Origin of the sequence: Paenibacillus sedimenti, assembly GCF_014534655.1 — a bacterium.
GTDB classification, from domain to species: domain Bacteria; phylum Bacillota; class Bacilli; order Paenibacillales; family NBRC-103111; genus Paenibacillus_E; species Paenibacillus_E sedimenti.
Genome location: NZ_JACVVD010000001.1, coordinates 1 through 25,703 on the forward strand (window position 1 = coordinate 1; position 25,703 = coordinate 25,703).

The 25,703-nt window shown below is 46.9% G+C and carries 15 protein-coding genes, 1 pseudogene and 1 riboswitch; all 16 genes and pseudogenes read left to right on the forward strand.

All coding sequences use genetic code 11. The features are described from left to right. On the forward strand, positions 1-373 hold a 373-nt coding region (locus ICC18_RS33470; protein ID WP_223192219.1), incomplete at its 5' end, for a sensor histidine kinase. Positions 374-379: 6 nt separating this feature from the next. After that, positions 380-676, forward strand: a complete 297-nt coding sequence (locus ICC18_RS33475) for a sensor histidine kinase (protein ID WP_223192220.1) — start codon at positions 380-382, stop codon at positions 674-676. A 27-nt stretch (positions 677-703) separates the two neighbouring features. After that, positions 704-1,024, forward strand: a complete 321-nt coding sequence (locus tag ICC18_RS33480) for a sensor histidine kinase (RefSeq protein WP_312029477.1) — start codon at positions 704-706, stop codon at positions 1,022-1,024. A 1-nt stretch (position 1,025) separates the two neighbouring features. Continuing rightward, a complete protein-coding gene (locus ICC18_RS00010; RefSeq protein ID WP_223192277.1) occupies positions 1,026-2,645 on the forward strand; it encodes a response regulator transcription factor in 1,620 nt (539 codons plus the stop codon). 272 nt (positions 2,646-2,917) lie between these two features. Then, entirely contained in the window at positions 2,918-5,101 is a 2,184-nt protein-coding gene (katG, locus tag ICC18_RS00015; protein ID WP_188172344.1) for a catalase/peroxidase HPI, read from the forward strand. Positions 5,102-5,318: 217 nt separating this feature from the next. Further along, on the forward strand, positions 5,319-5,750 hold the full coding sequence (locus ICC18_RS00020; protein ID WP_188172345.1) for a Fur family transcriptional regulator: 432 nt from the start codon (positions 5,319-5,321) through the stop codon (positions 5,748-5,750). Between the two features lie 144 nt (positions 5,751-5,894). After that, positions 5,895-5,982: riboswitch (cyclic di-GMP riboswitch) on the forward strand. Positions 5,983-6,230: 248 nt separating this feature from the next. Beyond that, positions 6,231-10,670, forward strand: coding sequence for a LamG-like jellyroll fold domain-containing protein (locus tag ICC18_RS00025; RefSeq protein WP_188172346.1), 4,440 nt, complete (start codon positions 6,231-6,233; stop codon positions 10,668-10,670). A 663-nt stretch (positions 10,671-11,333) separates the two neighbouring features. After that, complete coding sequence (locus ICC18_RS00030; RefSeq protein WP_188172347.1) at positions 11,334-12,152, forward strand: AraC family transcriptional regulator; 819 nt, start codon at positions 11,334-11,336, stop codon at positions 12,150-12,152. A gap of 419 nt (positions 12,153-12,571) precedes the next feature. After that, positions 12,572-15,661, forward strand: a complete 3,090-nt coding sequence (locus ICC18_RS00035; RefSeq protein ID WP_188172348.1) for an S-layer homology domain-containing protein — start codon at positions 12,572-12,574, stop codon at positions 15,659-15,661. 313 nt (positions 15,662-15,974) lie between these two features. Continuing rightward, complete coding sequence (locus ICC18_RS00040; RefSeq protein ID WP_188172349.1) at positions 15,975-17,762, forward strand: sensor histidine kinase; 1,788 nt, start codon at positions 15,975-15,977, stop codon at positions 17,760-17,762. Then, positions 17,755-19,329, forward strand: coding sequence for a response regulator transcription factor (locus ICC18_RS00045; protein ID WP_188172350.1), 1,575 nt, complete (start codon positions 17,755-17,757; stop codon positions 19,327-19,329). The genes ICC18_RS00040 and ICC18_RS00045 overlap by 8 nt, the downstream gene beginning before the upstream one ends. Before the next feature lie 341 nt (positions 19,330-19,670). Continuing rightward, positions 19,671-20,306: pseudogene (locus ICC18_RS00050) on the forward strand (carbohydrate ABC transporter permease); the annotation flags it as partial. A 77-nt stretch (positions 20,307-20,383) separates the two neighbouring features. Beyond that, positions 20,384-22,075 (forward strand): ABC transporter substrate-binding protein, encoded by a 1,692-nt coding sequence (locus ICC18_RS00055; protein WP_188172352.1) that lies wholly within the window; start codon positions 20,384-20,386, stop codon positions 22,073-22,075. Positions 22,076-22,180: 105 nt separating this feature from the next. After that, positions 22,181-23,878, forward strand: coding sequence for a glycoside hydrolase family 2 protein (locus tag ICC18_RS00060; protein WP_188172353.1), 1,698 nt, complete (start codon positions 22,181-22,183; stop codon positions 23,876-23,878). 222 nt (positions 23,879-24,100) lie between these two features. Then, positions 24,101-24,286 (forward strand): RICIN domain-containing protein, encoded by a 186-nt coding sequence (locus ICC18_RS00065; protein WP_188172354.1) that lies wholly within the window; start codon positions 24,101-24,103, stop codon positions 24,284-24,286. Positions 24,287-24,448: 162 nt separating this feature from the next. Beyond that, positions 24,449-25,582: an SGNH/GDSL hydrolase family protein gene (locus ICC18_RS00070; protein WP_188172355.1), complete on the forward strand. Its 1,134-nt coding sequence runs from the start codon at positions 24,449-24,451 to the stop codon at positions 25,580-25,582. Positions 25,583-25,703 lie beyond the last annotated feature (121 nt).

Consider the following 25,703-nt stretch of genomic DNA (forward strand, 5'->3'; position numbering starts at 1 on the left):
TTCTCAAACGGGAACTTATTCGATTTCGGGAAGCCGCTATTATACCGCTTATTCACGTTCCGACTACCTGGATATGGCCCTGTATCGGTTTATTCCCGAGCAAATCATCAAAAAGCCGTTGGACAAGTTTTATGTATGGGCTTGGTTATTTCTCTTCGCTGCCGTTGTCATCATCGGCGTATACGCGTTTTCTACCTACCAATTTATTCACAAACCGTTGATCACGCTGGTGAAGAGTTTTCGGCGCATGGAAGGCGGAGACCTGGATTTCGTCATCGCCCACGAGTCCAAGTATGAGTTCGGCTATTTGTTCGGCCGATTTAACCAAATGGTTGCGAATCTCCGATCTTTGATCGACCAAGTCTATAAATAGAAAATTATGGCACAACGGGCCGAACTCAAGCAGCTTCAGTCGCAAATCAATCCGCATTTTCTGTTTAACAGTTTCTTTATTCTTAATACGATGGCGAATACGGGGGATCTTGAGCGGGTCGCATTATTTACAACCCAGCTTGGGGAGTACTTCCAATTTGTGACTCGGAATGCCTCCGACGAGGTTTCTCTGAAACAGGAAATTCAACATGCCAGAGTGTATACGGAGATTCAAAAGCTTCGATTTTCCCGTCGGGTTGCCGTACATTTTGAAGACCTCCCATATGAGCTGGAAAAGCAGTAAGTTCCGCGCCTGATCGTACAACCGATCATTGAAAACGCTTTCGAGCATAGTCTGGAGCACATGGCGAAAAATGGACGGATCGTCATCCGATTCGACTGGAGTGAAACCGAAGTCCGGATTTTTGTCGAAGATAACGGCAATCGTCTGACGGATGAGACGTTGCAGCATATCGGGGAAGCGCTCGCGACGAGTGATGAACAGATGGAAACGACCGGAATGGTTAATATTCACCGCCGCCTGAAAATCACCTTCGGAGATCCGTTTGGGTTGTACGTATCCCGAGGCGAGCTTGGCGGTCTCCAGGTAATTATCTGTTTTCCGAGGAAGAGGGGTGGAGAGCTTGTATAGAATGCTGATCGTCGACGATGAAGAAGTGATTACGGACGGACTGTTTGAAGTGTTCAGCCAATTGGAGTTGGGCCTTGATCTATATAAAGCGTATTCCGGAGAGGAGGCGCTGGATTGGATGAATCGAACGAGAGTGGATATCGTGTTGACCGATATCCGCATGCCGGAGATGGACGGCCTCGAGCTGATGAACAACATCCGGAAACGATGGCAGCATTGTAAAATCGTTTTTTTGACCGGGTATAACGACTTTGATTATGTGTATCAGGCGATTCAGCACCCGGGAGTCAGTTATCTCTTAAAGAGCGAAGGTTACGACAAAATTATCAAGGCGATAACCGATGCCATCGCTGAATTGGAAAACAGTCTGAAATTTCATCATCTCATCCAGAAGTCTAGAGAGAAGCTGACAACGCTCGAAACGCTCGCCCAAGGCAACTATTTCCGGTATTTGCTGCAGGGGACGCGAGCCGCGGAGCAATTGGAGGTCGATTTCCGCCAATTGGGCATTGCGCTCGATCCTTCCTTGCCTGTGATTGTCGCTCTTGTCGTCCTGCAGCGCATGAACGGGAACGGCTTGCATCCTTCATTCGCCGAAAGCCAGGAGACTGCGCTTGCTTTAAAATTTTTGGCGGAGTCATTTCTGACGGAACGAACCTCAAGCTTGGGAGTCATTGACCGTTACGGCGACCTGGTCTGGCTTATCCAGCCGAAGCCCGGCGATGGGATGGATGCCGGAGGCGCCTATTCCCATACGGTAACTTTTCTAGAGGGCCAATTCGAGCTCATGCAGCAGGCTTCCAAAGATTCATTAGGGGTGACTATTGCCGTAACGATTTGCGCCGACCCTTGCGACTGGAAACAGCTATCCGCCGTATACGACCGGATCAGGAGCCAGCAGTATAAGCGGGCGGGGGACGGCGCCCAGATGGTGCATACGGTCAATGTGGAAATGATCGAGACCGCAGCCCTTTCGCGATCGCTGAGGGAGAAGGCGGAGGCATTGGCCGTCCATCTGGAAGGCGGAAGAAGAGAAGGATTTCTCGCTGTGCTGGAGGAGCTGATCGAATCGGCATTCGGCGATAAGCGAAACGGAGGCCCCATTCTCTTGGAACTCTATTATTCGATCGCGCTTTTGCTATTTTCTTACATCAACCGGTGGGAGATGCATGATAAGGTCGGAACCAACGGTCTGATGCAGAGAGACATGCATGCTTCCTGGCAAGACAGCTTCGAGCATTTGAAAAAGACCGCGGAAACTTTATTCGATTTCAGATTGAGTGGAGAAAAAACCAGGGCGGCCGCAACCATTGAGAAGGTCCGCATCTATATTGAAGAACATATCGGCGAGGACCTGTCGCTGGTGCGCTTGGCCGGCATGATTCATTTCAACCCTTCTTATTTGTCGCGGCTGTTTAAGCAGGAATGCGGAGTCAATTTATCCGAGTATATCGATGAAGTTCGAATGGAAAGAGCGAAAGAAATGCTCAAACAGGACGAGCTGAAGATTGCGGAGGTAGGCGCACGGCTGGGGTATGAAACTCACCATTCTTTTACCCGTTTTTTCAAGAAGTCAACCGGCGTGACTCCTCTCGAATATCGGGAAAGCTTCAGGAAATAGCTCGGAGATATCGAATGATAAGTATTAGGATTAAATATGAATCATCTCAAGATTTGATGGATAGAGATAAAGTACTCAGGATATCTCATTGGTTGGCCCACTGGTCGTTGGCTATTGACAATACATGGACATGACACCTACCGTTAACATCCATAAATCCTTAGGAGAACAAAGTAAAAAATAAAAGTTGATTTCTGTTGTAAATTATATTATATATTATATTATAATAATTATTATATACTATTTATTTTAAATTGATAGGAGAGGTTTTAATGGACTCTATGGCTACAGCTAACGCTGGAAAGTGCCCTTTCTCGCACGGCAGCACTACTAGTCACAAAGCTAGTGGTACAACGAATAAAGACTGGTGGCCAAACCAGTTGAACTTGAACATACTTCATCAGCATGATCGCAAAACGAACCCTTTGGGCGAAGATTTTGATTATGCAGAGGAATTCAAAAAGTTAGACTACCAAGCTCTTAAGCAGGATCTTCGCGATCTGATGACTACCAGTCAAGATTGGTGGCCGGCTGACTACGGACATTATGGTCCAATGTTTATACGAATGGCTTGGCACTCTGCAGGTACTTATCGTACAGGTGACGGCCGAGGCGGCGGTGGAACCGGCACACAGCGTTTTGCTCCGCTTAACAGCTGGCCTGACAACGTCAACCTCGATAAAGCCCGTCGACTGCTGTGGCCGATTAAGCAAAAGTACGGCAATAAGATCTCTTGGGCCGACTTGATGATTCTAACAGGTAATGTAGCTATTGAATCCATGGGCGGCAAAACATTTGGTTTTGGCGGCGGACGCACGGACGTTTGGCATCCGGAAGAAGACATCTACTGGGGTGCCGAAAAGGAATGGCTGGGTGATAATCGTTATACAGGCGATCGTGATCTTGAGAATCCACTGGCTGCCGTACAGATGGGTCTTATCTATGTGAACCCAGAAGGTCCGAACGGCAACCCAGATCCGCTTGCAAGTGCTCGCGACATCCGTGAAACCTTCAAACGGATGGGAATGAACGATGAAGAAACCGTAGCACTCGTAGCCGGCGGACATACGTTTGGTAAGGCACACGGTGCAGGAGATGCTGCTCATGTTGGTCCAGATCCGGAAGCTGCTCCTATTGAAGCACAAGGCTTAGGTTGGGCAAGCACTCACGGCTCCGGTAAAGGCCGTGACACCATCGGCAGCGGTATTGAAGGTGCTTGGACTGCGAATCCGACACAGTGGGATAATGGTTTCTTCGAGCTACTGTTTGGATATGAATGGGAGCTTACGAAGAGCCCGGCAGGCGCACATATATGGGCTGCTGTAAATCCTGCTGAGGAGCATCTTGCACCGGACGCAGAAGATTCGTCCGTTCGTGTTCCGACGATGATGACCACAGCCGATATGGCATTGCGTATGGATCCAGTATACGAAAAGATTTCGCGCCGTTATTATGAGAATCCAGAAGAGTTTGCAGATGCTTTTGCTCGTGCATGGTTCAAACTCACACATCGTGACATGGGTCCTCGTGCAAGATATCTAGGCCCGGAAGTTCCTGAAGAAGTTCTGATTTGGCAAGATCCTGTACCAGCTGCTGAGTATGCATTAACAGATGCAGAAGTTGAAGATCTAAAAACGAATATCCTAGACTCTGGACTTACAATCAGCGAACTGGTAACAACGGCTTGGGCTTCTGCTAGTACCTTCCGTGGCTCTGATATGCGTGGCGGTGCGAATGGTTCCCGCATTCGTCTTGCTCCACAAAAGGATTGGGAAGTGAATCAGCCAAACCAACTTACTAAAGTGCTCACAATCCTGGAAGGCATTCAAGAGGATTTTGGTAAAAATGTAAGCTTGGCTGATTTGATTGTACTAGGCGGTAGCGCTGCAGTAGAAAAAGCTGCACGAGATGCAGGCTTTGATGTAACTGTTCCTTTTGCTCCAGGACGCGGCGATGCAACTGGGGAGCAAACCGATGTAGAAAGCTTTGCAGTGCTAGAGCCGATCTCTGATGGTTTCCGCAACTATCAGAAGAAGCAGTATAGTGTAAGTTCAGCAGAACTCCTAGTAGACAAGGCACAGCTGCTAGGCCTTACTGCAACGGAAATGACTGCACTTGTTGGCGGCATGCGTGTTCTAGGTACAAACCACGGTGGCACAAAACACGGCGTATTCACCGATCGTGTAGGCACACTCACGAACGACTTCTTTGTTAACTTGCTTGATATGGGAGTACAGTGGAAGCCTGTAGCAGCAGACGTATACGAAGGACGTAACCGCAAGACAGGTGAAGTTGTGCGTACAGCGACTATATTTGACCTCGTGTTCGGTTCAAATTCTGTTCTTCGTGCCATTGCAGAAGTTTATGCTCAAGACGATAACAAAGAAAAGTTTGTGCGTGACTTTATAGCTGCATGGGTTAAGGTAATGAATGCAGATCGTTTCGACCTTAAATAACAGCTACTAAAGTTTAAGTCTCCAAACAAGAAAAGCGCAATCTGAATGTGTAAAGCAAAGAGCAGTATTTGTTGATAAATACTGCTCTTTGCTTTAATATTATAAATTTTGAAAATTAAGTTCCTCTTGATTGGTTTAACATTTATTCTTGCTTATTCACAAATATAAATAACTATTGTTTATCTGATTATCAGCAAGGATAAGGAAGGAGATCTTGATGAATGAGGAAACTGTATTAGACAAAATGAAAGAAGAGGGGCTACGCCTCACTCCCCAGCGCGTTCATATTGTCGAACTCTTATTCGAATTGTCCCATCCAACTGCGGATCAGATTTATGCAATGATGGCTGAGAAATTTCCTTATGTCAGCCAAACGACGGTATATAGCACACTCAAAAAACTGAAGGAGATCGGTGTCGTCAGAGAGCTTTCTAATGATGGTGACAAGTCAAGTCAGTTTGAATTGGCCGAAACGGAACACTGGCATTTAAATTGTAAGGTTTGCGGTGTGATATACGATTTGGAACCAAATGATGCTGAGTCTCTGATGGCTGTCGGTATGAATAACGGTGCTTTCCAGGTCGATAGCTGTCGGGTAGAGTTTTATGGCGTATGTACGAAGTGCATGTCCGATATCAGGCACGATTAAACGTGGGAATAATGCAATATTGTGCTTATTTCAAGGTAATTAGACCCAGTTTCACTTGACAAATTCAGGAAATTTGAACTATCCACAAAAAATCCTTTAGGCTTTATGATGAATTTGTTTAATGTATTGTCATATTTCAACATTTATCGACAAAGGCAAACCTGGCGAAAGCCAGCGACGCAAAGCTACAGGGGCTTTTGCAGCAAAAGCTGCATGCCAGCCAGCCACCGAAGGATGGAAACACAAAGCGGACCCTTCTGTCGTTGCAGAGGGTTCGTTTTTGTTAGGAGGTGATTCCGCGAGGTTCAGTTGTGGTTATTTATGAAAAAGTACTGTTTTGATTTTCAAACATCCAGGAAAAACACACGAGCAATAAAGTGAAGCAGGGAGGAGTTGGATTAACGTCCATGAAGGGGCGATGAAGGAAGCTTCGGGGAAATAACAAGCTATCGTTGATCAATAAAAATGGAGGATTACCTAATGAATCTATTTAAGAATCGAAGTCGAGGTCAAAGGATTTTTACCGGCATTCTTTGTTTTATGTTAGCCGCAACAGGCTTTATCGGTTTGGGCAGCAGCGGGACAGCGACAGCGGCCGTTTCATCGTTGATTACGTCTTATAAACCGCAGGTGGTAAATGCGGATGCGAATGTTTCCTACACGGATTCCAATGGTAAGACGATAACAGGAACCATCCACCATCCGGGCATTTTAATGTCACTGGCCGATCTGGACAATATGCGCGATCATGTTAGAGCGGGCGATGAGCCTTGGAGTACTGCATTTAACCATTATGCCGCTCAAGGTGCCAGCAGTAAGTCTTTGAGAATATTTTTTCAGCCCAATAATGATATATTTATACATCTTCGTGGCCCTTGGCCGGCGACTGTTGGTGGCGTATTTTACTCCAATCCCCAGGAAGCTTTTGAGCACCCTGCTCAGTGGGACTCTGAAAATTGCTTCAAACAGGTTATTATGTGGTATATTACCGGTGATGAGGTTTACCGAAAAAATGCCATGACCATCATAAGAAATTTTGAACTTATACAGTCCGGTGGAGGTTATAGCAGTTTAAGGACTTCGGCTATAACTCATAATTTGGCGGCATCGGCAGAAATTCTGCGCTATTCCGATACTCCGACCGAGAGTCTGAAATGGACGGATAATGATACTGCACAACTTACACGTGTCTTTGACATTTTTGCCTTGAATTACAACCTCCATACTTTTTTTCTTAACCAGCATCAGTTTAGTGTTGAAGGAGGTCTTGCAAGAGCAATCTTCAAGAATGACTTGAAGCTTTATGCAGAAGCTGTAGAAGCAACTACAGTGAATTCCGCAGGCGATAAGGGCGGAATCAATGGATCGATTAAGCAGGCAATGCGTTATATGACCGCAAATGAACTAACGGGAGAACCGTTGGATCCATCGGATTATCACGTGCAGTTAATAGAAGCGGGGCGTGATATGGGTCATGCCTGGATTAATGTGGCCGGACTGTCTTCATTAGCACAGACGCTCTTTATCCAGGGGACTAAAGTTGACCCGGTCAATGGAACCATGTCTACTGCTGCTAATGCGGTGAATCCATATAATTTCCTGGATGACCGGATATTGGAAGGCACTACATATCTTCTGAAACATAACCTAGGTTATGATGTTATATTTACGCCTTGTAATCCTTGGTCTTTTTCAAAGATCAATGGCGGGGACAGGATAGACGCTCAGTTCTTAGCTCTTTTATATAACTACTATAAATATATAGAACAACAGGATATGACGCAGGAAAAATACAAATATCTGGCTTATGCAGTTGAAACGAGGGCGCCTCTGTTTGCCAATAAAGATTATCTGACGGCTACTTTGCCGTTCACAGCCGATGCAGCAAAGCAAGATGGTACGAGCAACTGGAAAACCCTGGGCAAAGTAACAGATTTAACAGCAAAATACGAAGGTCAGAACGCCATAAACTTGAGCTGGACAGCTGCAGCAAATGCGCTGGGCTACAATATATACAAATCTACTTCTGAAAATGGAACCTATACAAAGCTCACCAGCGCACCGATTGGACAAACATCATATACGGATACAGAGGTAGATCCTAATACGACTTATTACTACAAGGTAGGCGTAGCCGGAGGAGCAAAGTCAAGTACGGTATCATTGACTACACTGGGATCCGGCATTCCATTTTTGGATTCAACGAATTATGTGCTGAATACAAACTATACGCACGTTACAAAATTATCGGTAGTAAGCATCAATGGGACCTATCAGGATCTTACAAGTCAAGCTACCTTTACTTCATCAAATCCAGCGGTGGCAACCGTGGATTCAACGGGTTTAGTCACGTATGCGGGTCCAGGCACGACTACGATTACAGCCAACTTTAATGGACAAAACTATACGGCAACCGTAACGGCAATAGCTGATTCCAGCTTGAATGCATGGTATAAGTTTGACGAAAACAGCGGAACGTCAGCAGCGGATTCATCAGGTTATGGTAATAACGCATCTTTGAATGGCGGAGATTCACTGGTTCCCGGAAATAGCGGCAATGCAGTGAGTCTTAACGGAAAAGACGGCTATGTTTCTCTTCCCGGCGGTATCGTCTCCAGCAGCACAACTGGTACAGTTTCCGCATGGGTTTACCTGAATTCAGCAAGTAACTGGATGCGTATTTTCGATTTTGGCTCCGGGACCGCTACCAACATGTTCCTTACAGCTCGAAATGGACAAAATAGCAAAATCCGCTTTGCCATCAAAAACAACAACTCGGCTGCACAAATAATTGATGGAACATCGGCTCTGCCAACAGGAGGCTGGCACCATGTAGCCGTCACGCTAAATGGCGCAACAGGCATTCTCTACGTTGACGGTAATGAAGTAGGGCGCAACGGCGCGATGACGATTAAACCATCCGATTTGGGCGCTACTACGCAAAACTGGATCGGGCGCTCCCAATACGCCGACCCGTATTTTAATGGCAAAGTTGACGATTTCAGAATATACAATCGTGCGTTAAGCTCAGTTGAAATTGCCAATGTCATGAATGGGCAAACCTTGCCGCCGCACCTGCCATCAGCTCCGGCAGGATTAACAGCGGCAGCGGCAGACAATACCACCATAAACCTGAGTTGGTCGGCCGTAACGGGAACAACCGGTTATAATCTATACGCTTCGGATTCCAGAGCAGTTAACGCAGTTTATACAAAAGTAAACAGTAGTGTTATAGAAGGGACAACATTCGTTCATACAGGTTTAAAGGCCAATACCGCTTACTATTACAAAGTAACGGCAGTAAACGAGGCCGGAGAATCCGTCATGTCGAGTATAGTATCAGCAACAACTGTAAGTAGTTTGCCTGACCTCAGCTTGAAGGCATGGTATAAGCTTGACGAAGCAAGTGGGACGAAAGCAATTGATGCATCGGGATACGGGAATAACGCATTGGTTAATGGCGGAGGTTCATGGGATACGGGATATAACGGAGGCCAAGCAGTAAGCCTTGACGGAACAAACGGCTATGTTTCTCTTCCTAATGGCATAGTCTCGGGTAACAATACTTTCACGATTGCAGCTTGGGTTTACCTGAATTCAACAAGTAACTGGTCGCGTATTTTTGACTTTGGTTCCGGAACGGCAACCACTATGTACCTTACAGCTCAAAACGGGCAGAATGGCAAAATCCGCTTTGGTATCAAAAACAATAGCTCGGCTGAACAAAAAATTGATGGAACATCGTCTCTGCCAACCGGAGGCTGGCACCATGTAGGCGTTACGCTAAATGGCGCAACAGGCATTTTATATGTCGACGGTATCGAAGTAGGACGCAACAGCGCTATGACAATTAAACCATCTGATTTGGGTTCTACTACGCAAAACTGGATCGGACGCTCTCAATTCAACGACCCTTATCTTAATGGTAAAGTTGACGATTTCCGAATCTATAACCGTGCTATAAACGCAGCCGAAATTACCAAGGTAATGAATGGGCAAACACTGTTGCCATCTGCTCCGGCGGGATTAACTGCGGCAGCGGCAGACCATACTTCCATAAACCTGAGCTGGCCGGAAGTAACGGGAGCAACGGGTTATAACCTATATGCAACGGATTCCAATGTAGTTAATGCAGTCTATACAAAATTAAATAGTAGTGTTATCGAAGGGACAACATTCGTTCATACAGGATTAAAGGCTAATACCGCTTATTATTACAAAGTAACGGCAGTAAATGAATCTGGAGAATCCGTCATGTCGAGTATAGTATCAGCAACAACTTTGCTTGATCCCAGCTTGAAGGCATGGTATAAGTTAGACGAAGCAAGCGGGACTACGGCAGTTGACGCATCGTTATACGGCAATACCGCATCTGTGAATAGCGGTGGTTCATGGGCTCCTGGAAATAGCGGCAATGCAGTGAGTCTCAACGGAACAAATGGCTATGTTTCTCTTCCTGCTGGTATAGTCTCGAGTAACAGCACTTGCACGGTATCGGCTTGGGTTTACTTGAATTCATCAAGAAACTGGACTCGTATTTTTGACTTTGGTTCAGGGACTGCTACCAATATGTTCCTTACAGCTCAAAATGGACAAAATGGCAAAATCCGCTTTGCCATCAAAAACAACAACTCGGCTGAACAACAAATAGATGGAACCTCGGCTCTGCCAACAGGAGGCTGGCACCATGTAGCCGTTACGCTGAATGGCGCAACAGGCATTCTATATGTCGATGGCAATGAAGTGGGACGCAACAGCGCTATGACGATTAAACCATCCGATTTGGGTTCAACTAAGCAAAACTGGATCGGGCGTTCCCAATACGCCGACCCTTATCTCAATGGAAAAGTTGACGATTTCCGAGTCTACGACCGTGCATTAAGTGCTTCGGAAGTAGTAAGTGTGATGAGCGGACAATAACTGTAATCAGTTCGCCTTGATCCTGCCGGATACATGATAAAAACCGCCTATTTCAAAGTTTGAATTAGGCGGTTTTTATCGTAATAGATCATTCGGATTTTATTCCAATTCGATAGTTTACGAGATGCAAACAAAGACCGAGGGGAACTTCCCCTCGGTCTTATCCTATTATTTTGTTTCACAGATCGGATCTTGTAGAGTGACGGAATAGGAAGCCGCAGGCTAGCGCTATAGTTTCGACGTTGCTGTGCGGTGTCAGAATTTTTGAAGAAATTTGCAGAATTAGTGAGACAGAACCTTTTTTTGAAAGCCCTTTTGTAATTTTTATGTGATTTTTGTAGCAATTTATGGGGTGATTTTTTATGCATTTATTATTTTATAATTATATTGTATTGTAGCTATTCTTACTCCAGTCTTCAGGAAGAAATTCCATGAGACTAATTAATGGAAAGGGGGGAATTGAAGAAAAATATGAGACGGAGGTATAGTGCATGTTCCAGGAATCTGGGGAACCAGCTTGAAGCGAATGCCAACGGTATACCCAGTGAAACGGTGTGGGGCAATCCTGCCAATCGGTGTCATTTGCTTTGAACCACGTTATATTGCCTAATGTTTGAAAGCGCATACATGTATAGTGGAATTCATTAAAGGGGGGTAATTCCATTGTTTACACAGGAAACTTACTTAAAGGTCGTCCAGCAGCATTTATCACTTCCATTGCGTCTTTGCTCCGCAAGCTATGTTCTCAATCCGACAGGACATTTTAATGAGGGTAGTAGTCATGGCGGAGTCATTTTTTGTTTAAGAGGAATAGGGCTGCTTCGACTGAATAGAGAGCAAGAGTTTCTCATGCAAGCTAATCATATGGTTATTATTATGCCTAATACGAAATACGAGTATCAACCATTAGGAGAAAATTGGGAAATCGCTACAATCCGTTTTGAATGTAACCTACCTCTCTTTCTGCAATTTCGGTTAAAAATGAACAAGCCATTGATAGTGAATTCATCAGATAGAATATTAGCGTTGATCGATGCACTTTGCGGGTCTGAGGAAGATTACAAAGACAGAACTTTAAAGACCTCTGAGATCATTTACTCATTGTTAGCAGAAATTAAACTTCAGACCATGGGCTTACAAGAAAATACATGCGAACCTAAGGCAACAATTCAGAAAGTCGTAAATTATATATATGGTCACTACTCAAGTAAACTTACCTTAGATGAAATTTCCCGAATGTTTGGCTATACATCTCAACATTTAAATAAGCTATTTAAAAATGAATTGGGACATTCTATTTATCAATATATTTTGAAAGTTCAATTAGAACAGGCAGCGTGTTTACTTGAAAACGAAGAAATGACGGTTGAGCAGGTTGCTGATCATGTCGGTATGGAGTCAAGATCATTTTATCGCTTGTTCCAAAGGATGTACGAGATTTCACCTGGTGAATATCGTAGATCAATGAGAAAACCTATGTAGTTGGAAATTGTTGGGTCTTGATCCGACTTCGTTATTACAAGTCAACTTTGTAAGCGTTAACATTTAATTGCGATTCGTATCCATAGCGTGTTTCAGTTCATTATCCGCAAAAAAAGGCTCCCCTAAGGGAACCAACAAGAAAGCGCATTCGTTGGAGGAGAAGGCGCTGAACTACCATTGCTACATGAAATTTCACGGTAAGTTATGAGGATATTATAAACATAATTACAAGATAACGATATGATGAAAAGAAATGCTTTAACTGTAAAAAATGAATATCATTTTTCTTCATTATCACCATATTTATGCTTAATCTATACATAAACTATTACCTCCTATTTTGCTAAACTGATTGCAATCGATGTCGATATCAGCATCTTGATGTCACGTTTAAACACTTAGGGGAGGAAAAAAAGAACATGTCGAAAAGTCTGAAAGTAATTACTTCGTTAGTACTGGCATTCTCATTAACTACTTCTGTTGCAATAGCTGCTGAGGTGCAGCAAGCAATACCGGCTACTGCTGTTAAAACAACTGCGGATTTTAAAGATCTAGCCAATGTAGATGCTGATTTGAAAGCTAAAATCGACGCTTTGCTCGCACAAGGTTATATGGACGGTAAGGGCGAGAACTTTGATGCCTCGGGAAGCATGACTCGAGCTGAAGCGGCCAAGTTGGTAGCAAAAGTATTTAAACTAACGATTGACGAAAAGGCAACGTCAAGTTTTACGGATGTTGATGGAACTGATGAATCTATCAATTGGGCAATTCCTTTTATCGAAGCAGCCAAAGCCAAAGGGATCATCGACGGATTAACGGATTCGACGTTTGCACCAAAAGCTGAGGTGACAATCGGACATTTGGCAGCTTTATTTGTGAAAGGTTTAGGAAAAGCTTCGGAGGTAAAATCAACAAATCCATGGTATAACGGATACCTTGATGTTGCAAAAGCAAATGGGGTTGAACTTGGGATAGACGGTGCTAAGGTCGCGACTCGTGCTGATCTTGTTAATGGCGCTTATCTCGCGGATCAAGTATTTTCTAATGCGAATAAACCTGCCAAAGTATCTGTTAAGGAAGCCAAACAAATCGGTGCCAAAACGGTCTCTGTCGTATTTGATCGTGATGTTGATACAGCGAAAGCTACACTTGCGCTAACGAGGGGAACTTCAAGCATTGCTTCATCCGTAAAATGGTCGGATGACAAGAAATCAGCAACACTGACACTCACAGATTTGAAAATTGTAGAAAGTGACTATTCAGTGAGTTTGGGTGGATTAGAGGCTTCCGAAATTGACAAAGCTAGTGCCTCATTTAAAGGACAAGCAGAGAAAGTAACAAAGATTGACTTCGTGAGTGCAGGCGATACGATCGCGAAATCGCCGAAAGTACGAGTTGAAGTAAAACCGACGAATCAATTTGGAGAGACAGCCACTTTTTCCAGCGGAAACTATACGGTCTTTGCAACTACGACCAATTCACCTACTTTACTAAAGACAGAGGATGGTAAATTATTTATCCAGTTAAATACGACAGATGCTGGATTAATCTCAAATAACAGCCAAATTTCCGTTAATATTTATGATAATGACCAACATATCACGGCAACAAAGAATTTTAAAGTGGGCGATCGGCCGTTCTTAACAAAAGTTGAATTAGGTGCAGTCACATACAAAAGCGGTAAGACGGCATTAAACTTAACGGGCGAAACGGCTCTGATCCCTTTAACACAGTACGATCAGTACGGTGCTGTCATTACCAAAGATTCTGGTGCATTGATTACCCCTATGGTTTCTCTTACACCCTTTGAACAGAAGCTGAGTGCGCAAATCGTGGATGAAAACAGCGATGGCGTCGATGATGTTGTGGTTAAGGTAGCTTCCAAAGTTGAAACAAGCGGCGAGTACACCGTATCCGTATTTGGAGGCGGCTCAACTGCTACGGCCAAATTAGCTGTAAAGTCCACGGCCATAGCCAATAAAGTGGAGTTAACTCAGCCTAGTGACACTTGGGCTAGCGGTGACAATAACAAGTACATTGAAATTATTGCTTATGATGCAGAGGGGAACAAACTATCCGCAGATGATATTGCGCAAAATGCTAAAGATGGCAAATTTACAATATCAATAACAGGCAACCTAATTACAGGTCCTTCAACGGACGTACCGGCTATAATGCTAGATAGTAAAGGGCTGATTGTGACAGAAGGGTCAAATAAAGGGAAGTTGTATGTGAAAAAAGTAGAGGGAAAAGGTCATGCCAACGTATTTATCGCATTGTTCGGCATCGGTGTGAATAGTCAATCGCAAATCAATATTCCACTCGTAGCGGCCCGCTATCCTGCCGGATTAAAAGTTGCAACTGATGTTGCAGCGAAAGCTGTTGACACTGCAACCGTTAACGGTAAAATTCATTTAGTTGATCAGTATGGAGATAAAATAACCGGATTCTCGACGAATCATTCAGGTGCGACGATTGACCTCGTTGAAAATGGCCGTTCCGTTACTTATGATGTATATGCAACAGTAACTCCTTCTTCAGACTACGTCGGTACTTATTCAGGGGACCTGACACTTGCCCCTGGATCTCAAGTTCTCACAATCGGGCAATTTAGTGATAAAGAGTTTAAATTTACACCGACGGCGTCTGCTAAAAATTCCTCCTTGTCCGTTAAATTTAATTTGCGTAAAAGAGATTTCGCAGGTGGTGTGGTTGGTACAGTCATTGATGATGCAGTTGGATCTATAACTAAGAAGTTCACGGTGATCGACCCTGCTAATGTAAAACTTACTTATAGTCTAAACGGAGCAAGGGATTTGTTCAGTACGTTAGATGATGGCGTTACAAAAAATATAGCTGCAGCACAACCTGTTGATTCCTCGAATAAAATGGCTGTTGAGCTTTCGCTCTCAGCTAAGGATGAATCGGCAGCAGAAGTGAAAATTCCAAATACCATTACCACCGTAGTTTCCGACACATATAGCACGGCTCGTGTAAATGCTATAAATGGTAAAGCATATGTTCTAGGCAATAAGGCTGGTAAAACCAACATAACTGCAATTTATACGAATGCGAAGGGCGAGTCCGGTTTCGTTTCAACAGCAATCACGGTGAAAAGCGATCCTATTGCTATTCAATCAATTACAAGCAGTGCAAGTAAAACGTTTGCAAGATCAACTGTTTACGACATTGATGGTACTACAGTTAAAGTTCAAGGAGCTGATGGTGCACTTGCCTGGCAGTTGATGGGGGATGTAACTTTAAAGGATCAATATGGTAATGAATATAAAAATGCCAATATCGCAGCTTATAAAGAAATAGCACCTGTAATTTATATAGTTAACGATGTATCGCAAGGATTAACTGTCAATCTTTCATTAAGCTCTGAGGGACTAAACAATCAGGTTAATGTTTCTTATGGTCCGGGCATTACTGGAGGTAGTTTTACAATGACTGCGATTTCAAGCAGCGGGAAAACAACGACAACTAGGGTCATACTTAACAATTAAACGTGCACCCCTTAGAATAGACCTTGGAATAACCCCTAGGTTATTCCGATGAATTCTAGGGGGTGTATGTATTTTTGTGGCGGTAAAAGGACAATCGTTTTTTTGTGCTGCAATCAGGCGGGCCATAATACAACGTCGATCTTTTTTGTGTTAGGATATAAATATCTAATTTTGACATGAAATTTAGATGAGTTCGCCGGGTAGGATGCTTTCAAAAGTTTTTTTATAATAATATAGCCCCACAGCAGAAGCATGAAACTAGTATATTTTATATAATTGAAAACGCTGTCAAATAAAAAGGGGCGGGGTGCTTATGAAATGGATAGACAAAACGAACAACATTCGCATGAAAAAGAAGTTGATTATTTCATTCATCCTTGTCGTCTTTATTCCGGTCGGGATCGTGGGCGCTTTACTGACCTACTCGCTCCGCCAGACGGCACTTAACGATGCGGTCCAGCAAACGTCGAACGACGTGGAGAAGGTGAAGACGCGCATCGGCGAAATATTGAAGCTGTCGATCGAGATTTCTAACAAGTTGGCGACGGACCCGCGATTGGAAACTCTCGTCAATAAGCGTTACCAATCGAACTATTCTGTTGTAGAAGCCTATAGAGAATATCGGGAGTTCGAGCTATACGAGCGGTTGTATAAAGAAATCGCCAACATCCGGTTGTACGTGGATAATCCGACGCTGCTGAATAACTGGGATTATTTACAGCCAGAGCCGTCGATTGCGAAATCGGAATGGTACAAGGCGACGATCAAGAACTCGGCTAAAATCGGCTGGTATTACATCGGAGACGAAACGAAAGGCGATAGTGCTTACCTGAGCCTGGTGCGCCGCATTTATTTTCCGAATTACCAAACGACCGGCGTGCTCGTCATCGATATCAGTCAAACGGAGCTGAACGGAATTCTGAGGCAGGAGCAGTTCGATACGATGGTCATAGACGGGAGCGGATATATCGATGCGGCCAAAAACACGGACCTCGTGGGCAAGCATATTCGCGACTTTCACATCACTCAGGAAATGCTGGATAAACCGAGCGGCACGTACCAAATCGATTACAACGGAGAAACGTCGAAGCTCATTATAGAGTCCCTCATTCCGGACGTGAGCAGTAACGGCTTGAAAATCATATCCGTGTTTTCGGTGCAAAGCATCGTTAAGGGAGCGAACCGGATCAGCATGTTCGGACTCTTCATTATCATCATGAGCCTGTTAATCGCCTTGGTGTTCATCTATATTTTTTCCTCCCTGTTGTCGAAGCGCATCCTTCGCTTGAGCAAGCAAATCAATAAGGTGGCTTTAGGCGATTTGCATGCCAGCACAGTGATTGATGGTGACGACGAAATCGGCCAGCTGTCGCGGCAATTCAATTATATGGTCGGCAATATCCGCGAGTTGATGGAGGAAGTGACCGAATCGAACCGGCAAAAAGCGCAGCTGGAGCTCAAGCAGAAAGAAATCAAACTGAAAATGATGGCCAGCCAGATCAATCCCCATTTCTTGTTCAACGCCCTTGAGTCGCTGCGGATGAAGATTCATTTGAGGGGGAGTGCGGATATTGCCGACATCGTCAGGGTGCTTGGGAAACTGATGCGCAAGAGCCTCGAGATCGAAGGCGGTACGATTACACTCGGCGAGGAGCTGGATATGGTCCGATGTTACTTGGCCATTCAACGATTCCGTTACGATGACCATCTTTCCTACGAGCTTGAGCTCGACCCGGCATCAAGCGAATTCCGGATTCTGCCGCTCGTCGTGCAGCCCCTGGTGGAGAACGCCGTGATTCACGGGATTGAGAATAAAGAAGAGGCGGGCTTCGTACGGATTCGGACGGAGCTTCAGGATGATGCCCTGTATGTGACTGTTGCTGACGATGGCGTCGGAATTCCGGAAGCGAGGCTGGATGCGCTGATCTGCTCGCTGAACGACCCTGAAGACGGGAAGAACCATCGCATTGGCCTGCGCAACGTGCATCAGCGGCTTATCCTTACCTTTGGAGAGCAATATGGACTCCGCATCGTCAGCCGGGTAAATGAAGGGACGGAAATTCGTTTCAGGATACCGATTGGAGGAGATTCGCATGTATAAAGTTATTCTCGTAGACGATGAAAGAGCGATACGCCAAGGCTTGAAGGCGATTGTGGACTGGCGGCGGCATGGCTTCGAGGTGATCGGGGAAGCGGGCAACGGCCGGGAGGCGCTGCTCCGGCACCAGGAGCTGAAGCCCGACCTTATGGTCATGGATGTCCGCATGCCTGGGGTGGACGGGCTGCAGGTTATCGAAGAAATTCGCAAGTCCGATAAGGAATGCCAATTTATCATTTTAAGCGGCCATGCCGATTTCTCGTACGCCAAGCGCGCGATTTCATGGGGAGTGAACGCCTATTTGCTCAAGCCAGTAGATACGGATGAATTCGATGCAGAGCTTGACAGGATCGGCGGAGTGCTGAGGGAGGCATCCGGATCGCTGCAAAAAAAGGAACAGACGTCGGCGCAGCAGCTCGAGGATCAGATCGTATCGCTGCTAATGTATGATGAGGAGGGTCACCGTACGGCGATGGAACCTCCGAAGGAGCCGGATCTCGATTGGCGTTCGTATCGGGTCATGCTCCTGAAGCTGCATCCGCCGCTTGGCAGTCATGCAAACGGTCGGGCGGAAGTCAGGAGAAAGCTGGCAGAGCGTTTTGAGTCGTCGGGTACTGGCATCGTATTCGCCACAGAGCCCTTTGTCGGCGTTCTGCTGAATGAGAGGGAGCCGAATAAGCTGCAGGCCAATTCGATGTATCTGCATTTGGAGGAATCTCTTCTGGGACTGAACGGCGGCTTCTCCGCAGCGGCGGGAGACCCGGTGCATCAGCTCGCCGACATCGGTCTATCCTATTCGCAGGCTGTCCGGCTGCTGAAGGAAGAATTCCTGTTCCGCGGAGAACGGACGGTCATCCTTAAGCGTCCGCCGCTCAGCCTTGCCGCAAACGGCACAAGAGACGGCGAGACTGCCGGACCCGATATAAACGCTTTGGCGGATAAGCTATTTTATGCGCTCGATATCGGCAGCAAGGACGCCGTTCGGCGCATTCTGGATGAAGGGGTGCAGTCGATCGCCACGTACGACGGCGCGGAGCAAGCGATGAAAACCGCCGTCTCGCAATGGATATCGCTAGCGTTGACCAAACTGTCGAAGACAAGTGATACCGCCTTCACAGCCGTACAGGATGCCCTTTCGATAGTCGCGGAAATCTATGAGCAGCCTGATCTTCGGTCGTTGCGTCAGATGCTTGAGGACAGGTTGCTCGGACTGACGGAGCGTATAAGCACATTCAGCAGCGAGTCTGCCGTCAAGCAGATTCTCGACTTCGTGGAGCGTCATTACGCCGAGAACTTAAAGCTTGAGACACTCGCCGAGCTATTCAATTATAATAGCGGGTACTTGGGGAAGATGTTCAAAAGCTTTACGGGCGACACCTTTCACAACTATTTGGACAAAGTCCGGATCCGGAACGCCAAACATCTTCTGGCCGGCGGGCTCAAGGTGCACCAGGTAGCGACGCGTGTAGGGTATGCCAGCGCCGATTATTTCCATTTGAAATTCAAAAAATATCTAGGTGAATCGCCGTCCCGCTATAAGATGAAGCAGAGCAAAATCACTTCGGTGTGAAACTGTGCTGCCATGTTCTGCATGTCGATTATAGATTGATTTCGCGTCGAGTTTCCCGGCTATCGATCTTATCCTCTCTTTCGATTCGAGGCAAAGCTCCTTTTATTAGTTAAATGGTTGCCCTATTTGAATGGGTTGGAACTGGGGAAAATGATGTTTTCGCACGAAAAGCCATAGATGTTCCGGGAGGAGGGCCATGGGCCTCCTTCTTTTTTTGAATCTATTGAAAACGCTTATTTTAACATGATTTGATGCCGAATTTCTCGGGTTTTGGCGTCAGGCCTTGTGCGTTAAAATAAGATTAAGAGAGAGAGAAGAAGGTTGAACCGGGTTGGAACCGAGGCACGGGGATCGGCGTCCTGTCTGCCTCTATGGTCGCTTACGTCCTAAGTAAGACAGAGTTTCAGTCGAGGCGGCTGTTCTCCATTATCTTCGCGATGGCGTTATATTTCTCAGGCGGCTTGATTCCCGGATATATGCTGATCCGCGACCTGCACCTGATAGGCTCGTTCTGGGTGTATATTATCCCCGGCACCTTGAGCGTATGGAACGTATTTATCGTGCGTTCCTACATTAACGGCTTGCCTAATGCCTTGCAGGAATCCGCGAAAATCGACGGCGCGAACGAATGGACCATCTTCTGGAGAGTCATTCTTCCCTTGTGCCAGCCGGTCCTCGCTACGATCGCGTTGTTCATCGCAGTCAACCACTGGAATGCCTGGTTCGACACGTATTTGTACAACAGCCAGAATCCGGAGCATATGACCTTGGAATATGAGCTCTGCAAAGTTCTGCTCACGACGGACAACGGCACCAACTACCGCGATCCGAATAAGCAGCAGTCCTTGGCGGCGGTTACGCCGGAATCCATCCAGATGACCATTACGATGGTCGTCACCGTGCCGATCCTTCTGGTATATCCTTTCTTGCAGAGATACTTCGTGAAAGGCTTGACTTTGGGCTCTGTCAAAAGCTAACTTCGGTTGGTCCGGGGAAACCTATCCTATATAATCAATACTGTAATCTTCATCTATAAAATGGGAGGCAGCATTTCATGAAAGTCAACATAACAAAAGTGGCAAGCGTTCTGATGGTCGTCGCCTTGCTCGCGGCCACCGGCTGCAGCAAGTCGAATTCTGACGGCGCAAGCAGTCCTGCGGTATCGTCAACACCGAAAGAAGATCTTACTCCCATGACGATCAGTTGGGCTTCAGGGGACAACATTCCGCTCTGGGACGACATGCAGAGCGAAGTCGGCAAAGTCATTACACAAAAAACCGGCATCTCCATTAAGGCGCAATTCCCGGTCGGCAATGACACGGATATGTTCGCCCTGATGGTGGCAAGCAACGACTATCCGGATATGGTTTCAGCCAAGACCAGTGCGAGCAAGCTCAAAGACGCCGGCGCTTTGATTGATCTGGCGCCGCTCATTGACAAGTATGGGCCGAACATCAAGAAGCTATATGGCGATTACATGAAGCGTCTGCGCTGGAGCAATGACGACCATGGCATTTATGTCCTGCCGACAGCTGGGGTAGACAACCAGTACTTCAAGGCAGGCGGCGGCTTCGAGCTGCAGCATGCCGTGGTGAAGGAGCTTGGTTATCCTCCAATCAAGACGGTGAAGGATTTCGAGAACGCTCTCAAAGCCTATAAAGACAAGCACCCGACCACAGCCGACGGAATGCCGATCATCCCCTTGTCCCTGAACGCAGGGGAATGGCAGATTTTGATTACCACCACCAACCCGGCCGCTGCCACGACAGGCGTGCCGGATGATGGCGAATTTTACATCGATCCGAAAACCTATGAGGCGAAGTTCCACTACTTGCGTACGGAGGAGAAGGAATACTTCCGATGGCTGAACCATATGAACGACATCGGCTTGCTCGACCCGGAGAGCTTCGTGCAGAAGTATGACCAGTACAAGGCGAAGGTTGCCAGCGGTCGTGTTCTGGGACTCATCGATGTGGATTGGGACTACGCCAATGAAGAAGCAACGCTGAAGAAAGACGGCAAGTTCGATCAAACCTATGCCCACTTCCCGGTTACCTTGAATGAATCCTACAAGAGATATGATTTCCAGGATACCGGATACTTGGCTGGTATCGGTATTTCGATCACGAAGAGTGCCAAAGACCCGGTTCGCGCCATCAAGTACCTGGATTATCTGGCGTCTGATGAAGGGCAAGTATTGCTCAACTGGGGGATCGAAGGCAAGCATTACAAGGTGGAGAACGGCAAGCGCGTCATCCTGGACGACATTCTGAAGATGAAAGTCAATGACAACAAAAGCTTTAAGCAAGCTACCGGTATAGAAATGTATCTGGGAATTGGACCGGGCTACGGTGACGGCGTGAAGGACCCAACCGGCAACTATTACACCACCGTCTTCCCGGAGCAAATCGAGAAGGAATACACCCAAGCGGACAAAGAGACATTGGCTGCTTACAAAATCAAGAACTTCAAGGACCTGTGGCCGTCCGAGAAGGAATTCCCGGTTAGACCGTGGGGCGCCGCATGGAACATTAACATGGAAACCGGCTCCGAAGCGAACGTCCTCTTCCAGAAGTGCGAAGAGATTATGAAGAAGCGCATTCCGGAAGCGATTTTGGCGAAGCCGGACCAATTCGACGCCGTATGGGACAGCTTCATGAAGGATCTGGAAAAAGCCGGCGTTAACAAGCTGAATCAGGAATTCACCAAGCTGGTGAAAGACCGCGTGAAGCTTTGGAATGAATAAAAGCGAACCAATCCGATTGAGAGGGGACCGCCATGGAGTGCGTTCCCTTATCTCATGACGGCGCTATTGGGACAAAACCGAGTTCATACAGTTGGAGGGATTACTATGCTGCGGCTTTTTCGAACGAATGAAATACGCGATGTGCAAGAACTGGAAGGAGACTGGGATTTTCAACCGATTGACGGGACTGTGGGGTTGCCGTCCGTCTACCGGTACCGGATGCCTGTGCCCGGTTGCTGGGAGATGCATCCGCAGTTTACGACCTATCGAGGGAAAGGCGTCTACCGGAGAACGGTAGAAATATCGCGGAAAGGCGCAATCCGGCTTGTTTTTAAAGGCGTGAGCCATACAGCTGACGTTTACTTTAACGGAAAGCCGATAGGGCATCATTATAATGCGTACACGCCGTTTGCCGCCGTCATTCCGGATGTCGAACCGGGCACGCATGAGGTTGCGGTTATTGCGGATAATTCGTTCGGGGACTCGTCCGCACTTCATGTCCCGAACGATTATTATACATATGGGGGATTGATCCGACCCGTAGCGATTGAGCTGCTGCACGAGTTGTTTATCGAACGAATCGCATTTACACCGATCCGTTCGGCTGAAGGCTGGCAGGGGACGATTCGTTTTTATGTACGGAATATCGGTAAACGAGTGCTGCGAGCGCGGGTGCAACTCCATCTGGCGGATCGGGACATTGCCGCAGGCGAGGTGGACGCGTTGCCGGGCGAGATCACCGAGCTTTCGATTACGGAATCGTTCCCCGGCGTTGTCCCGTGGTCGGCGAACGATCCGAAACTGTATCTATTGAATGCGCAGCTGTATGCAGAAGGACAGGAAGCTCCCGTGGACGATTTGATCGAGCGGGTCGGCTTTCGAATGGTGACAACGTTGAATGGGCGCATTCAGGTAAACGGCGAGGACGTTGTTTTAAAGGGCTTCAACCGGCACGAGGATCATGCGTTGGCAGGAGCCGCCATACCTTACTCGCTCATGGTGCACGATATCGAATTGATGTTGGATATGGGCGCAAATGCCGTTCGGACGAGCCACTATCCGAATGACGAACGTTTTCTTGATTTGTGCGATGAACGCGGCTTGCTCGTCTGGGAAGAAAATCATGCGCGCGGCCTAAGTCTGGAGCAAATGAAGCATCCATTGTTCGCAAAGCAATGCGAGGATTGCAATAGAGAGATGGTGGAAAGCCATTTCAACCATCCGAGCATCATCATCTGGGCGATATTGAACGAATGCGCAAGCGATACGCCGGAAGGCCGGGGGATGTACCGGACGCAGCTCGAGCAAATCCGAACGATAGATGCGTCCCGACCGCTAAGCTTTGCTTCGCATCACCGCGATCGCGAGCTCTGCTTCGATCTTGCAGATATCGTCTCGTTCAACCTGTATCCGCTCTGGTACGAAGACGAAGATCCGCAGGAGCTGGTCAAGCAGGCGAGACTTTGGGCGGACCAGGCAGGCGGGCTGGGGAAGCCGATGATCATGAGCGAATTCGGGGCCGACGGCTATTACGGATATCGCGATCCGAGCCGGGTAAAAGGAACGGAGGAGCGCCAGGCCGATATCATGGAGCGCAATTTGGCGGCTTATACGTCCGCCCCATTCTTGTCCGGCATGCTGATCTGGCAATTTTGCGACTGCAGAGTAACGGAAGGGACGGGATGGCTGCTGACCCGCGCCGGAACACAGAACAGCAAAGGAATCGTCGACCGGTACCGCAGGCCGAAGCTGGCGTATTCCGTTGTGAAGCGTTATTTTACAGATCAGCATCCAAAATATTGAATTTCCACATGATTTTTAGATGATTTTAAGAAGTATTATTACAACCGCCATATAGTTAAAATAACAATGTTATCGCTTACATAAAGCGTCCAATGAGGGGAGGTGCATGAAAAACGACACCGAAGTGCAGTCACAAGTGTCGTTGAGATCTGGTTTTCTCGAAGACAGCAATGCCCAATTTATTTTCAAAACGGACGAGGATATTCAAGCGTGCATCAGTAAATGAGCAGCAGCGACAGCTACAACCAGCGATGGATTTTGGAAGCATACGGAGGCAATTACAGGATCAAGAATGTTTCAACCGGTCTTTATTTGGATGGCGGCGGCAATACGGCAAACGGCTCTGACTTGAAGCAGTGGAGCAGCGACCCCAGCACCAACCTGCAGTGGCAGTTTGTGAATCCCTGAGGAACGGAAGGAAAGGTAGAGCAGCGGCTGTGAAGTCCTGCTCGTTATCTCTTTAAAGGGGGTGAAAAAACATGTATTGAGGGATATTGAAGCTTGACGCTTTGTCAGAGGCTTGCGAGAGAGGGCTGTAAAATTTTGGAGGGAATTAGGGGGTACATAAACATGTGGAGTTCATATGTTTCAGCGACGGCACTATCAACGGCCAATAATTATATGATGAAAAGCGATACCACTTTTACGCATACGTACAGAGCTTACTTGAAGACATCTGAATGCGGGAAATTGAAGCTGAAATTCTGGTGCAGCAATCTGGTGGATTCCACATGGGCAGACGGCTCCGAATCGAGAGCCAATTTGCTTGGAGGACTTTGGAAAATTGAGGCGGCTTACATCGCTGACGGCGGGAAGCTGCCCGACGGAAATGTTGTAGAGGGCACTCAAATCCCGGTAACTTTCGATTCTTCCATGTCCAAGATGGTTTTACCGGGAGAAACGTTCTGGAGCGATGCCGCCGAGATCACAATCCCGAAGGAGCACTATTTGGCATTTTCGTGGACGATCACGACACTCGCTGCAGGCGACAGCTTTCCTTACAATACGGAAGCACCATTGGTATCTGCCTACGATACGCCCGGGCATGCCGCCGGCCAAACGTCAGCCGATGGTTTCCGAATATCCGCAAACAGTCTGGTGCTTCCGGATTTCATAGGCTGCGAACGAGAGGGAGCAAAGCGCCTTGCGTTCCTGGGCGATTCCATCACCCAGGGCGTGCGAACACGACCGGATACTTATGAATACTGGGTTGCCCGCATTGCGGAGGGGCTTGCTCCGGCACACAGCGTATGGAACATCGGTTCGGGTTGGGCGCGAGCCTACGATGCCGCAAGCGACGGAGCTTGGTTGCATAAAGCCAAGCACAACGATGAGGTTGTCATAGCATTGGGGGTCAACGATATAGGTACAGCAGGACGAAGCGCCCCTCAAGTACTGGAGGATTTGCAAACGATCGTGGACAAGCTTAAAGGCAGCCGTACCGGTATGACGGTGATCCTTTGTACCGTACCCACGTTTAATTTCTCCGGCTTGCAGGAGCTTGCCTGGAGGCATGTGAATCAGGCGATACGAAGCCATACCATCGCCGGCGTTGATCGCGTATTCGATATAGCGAAATTGCTCTCTCAAGCCGCTCCTCGTGATAACCTGCTTATGCCTGCATATTTGTCCGAAGGGGACGATCCGCACCCTAATGGAAAAGCGGGTTCAGCCATTGCCGCCGCATTCTTATCCTGGTACTGAGAGGCAGAGCCGGAAAAGAACGACAATCGGAGTGTTGTAATATCTAATTAGTCTATGAAAAACACACCAATTTCGCAGGTATCGCAGAGCTTCATTTTTCTATATAAATAATTATGAATAC

Coding starts and splice junctions, on each gene's coding strand:
- ICC18_RS33475 (WP_223192220.1), top strand. CDS start 380: ATGGCACAACGGGCCGAACTCAAGCAGCTTCAGTCGCAAATCAATCCG.
- ICC18_RS00010 (WP_223192277.1), top strand. CDS start 1,026: ATGCTGATCGTCGACGATGAAGAAGTGATTACGGACGGACTGTTTGAA.
- katG (WP_188172344.1), top strand. CDS start 2,918: ATGGACTCTATGGCTACAGCTAACGCTGGAAAGTGCCCTTTCTCGCAC.
- ICC18_RS00020 (WP_188172345.1), top strand. CDS start 5,319: ATGAATGAGGAAACTGTATTAGACAAAATGAAAGAAGAGGGGCTACGC.
- ICC18_RS00025 (WP_188172346.1), top strand. CDS start 6,231: ATGAATCTATTTAAGAATCGAAGTCGAGGTCAAAGGATTTTTACCGGC.
- ICC18_RS00035 (WP_188172348.1), top strand. CDS start 12,572: ATGTCGAAAAGTCTGAAAGTAATTACTTCGTTAGTACTGGCATTCTCA.
- ICC18_RS00040 (WP_188172349.1), top strand. CDS start 15,975: ATGAAATGGATAGACAAAACGAACAACATTCGCATGAAAAAGAAGTTG.
- ICC18_RS00045 (WP_188172350.1), top strand. CDS start 17,755: ATGTATAAAGTTATTCTCGTAGACGATGAAAGAGCGATACGCCAAGGC.
- ICC18_RS00055 (WP_188172352.1), top strand. CDS start 20,384: ATGAAAGTCAACATAACAAAAGTGGCAAGCGTTCTGATGGTCGTCGCC.
- ICC18_RS00060 (WP_188172353.1), top strand. CDS start 22,181: ATGCTGCGGCTTTTTCGAACGAATGAAATACGCGATGTGCAAGAACTG.
- ICC18_RS00065 (WP_188172354.1), top strand. CDS start 24,101: ATGAGCAGCAGCGACAGCTACAACCAGCGATGGATTTTGGAAGCATAC.
- ICC18_RS00070 (WP_188172355.1), top strand. CDS start 24,449: ATGTGGAGTTCATATGTTTCAGCGACGGCACTATCAACGGCCAATAAT.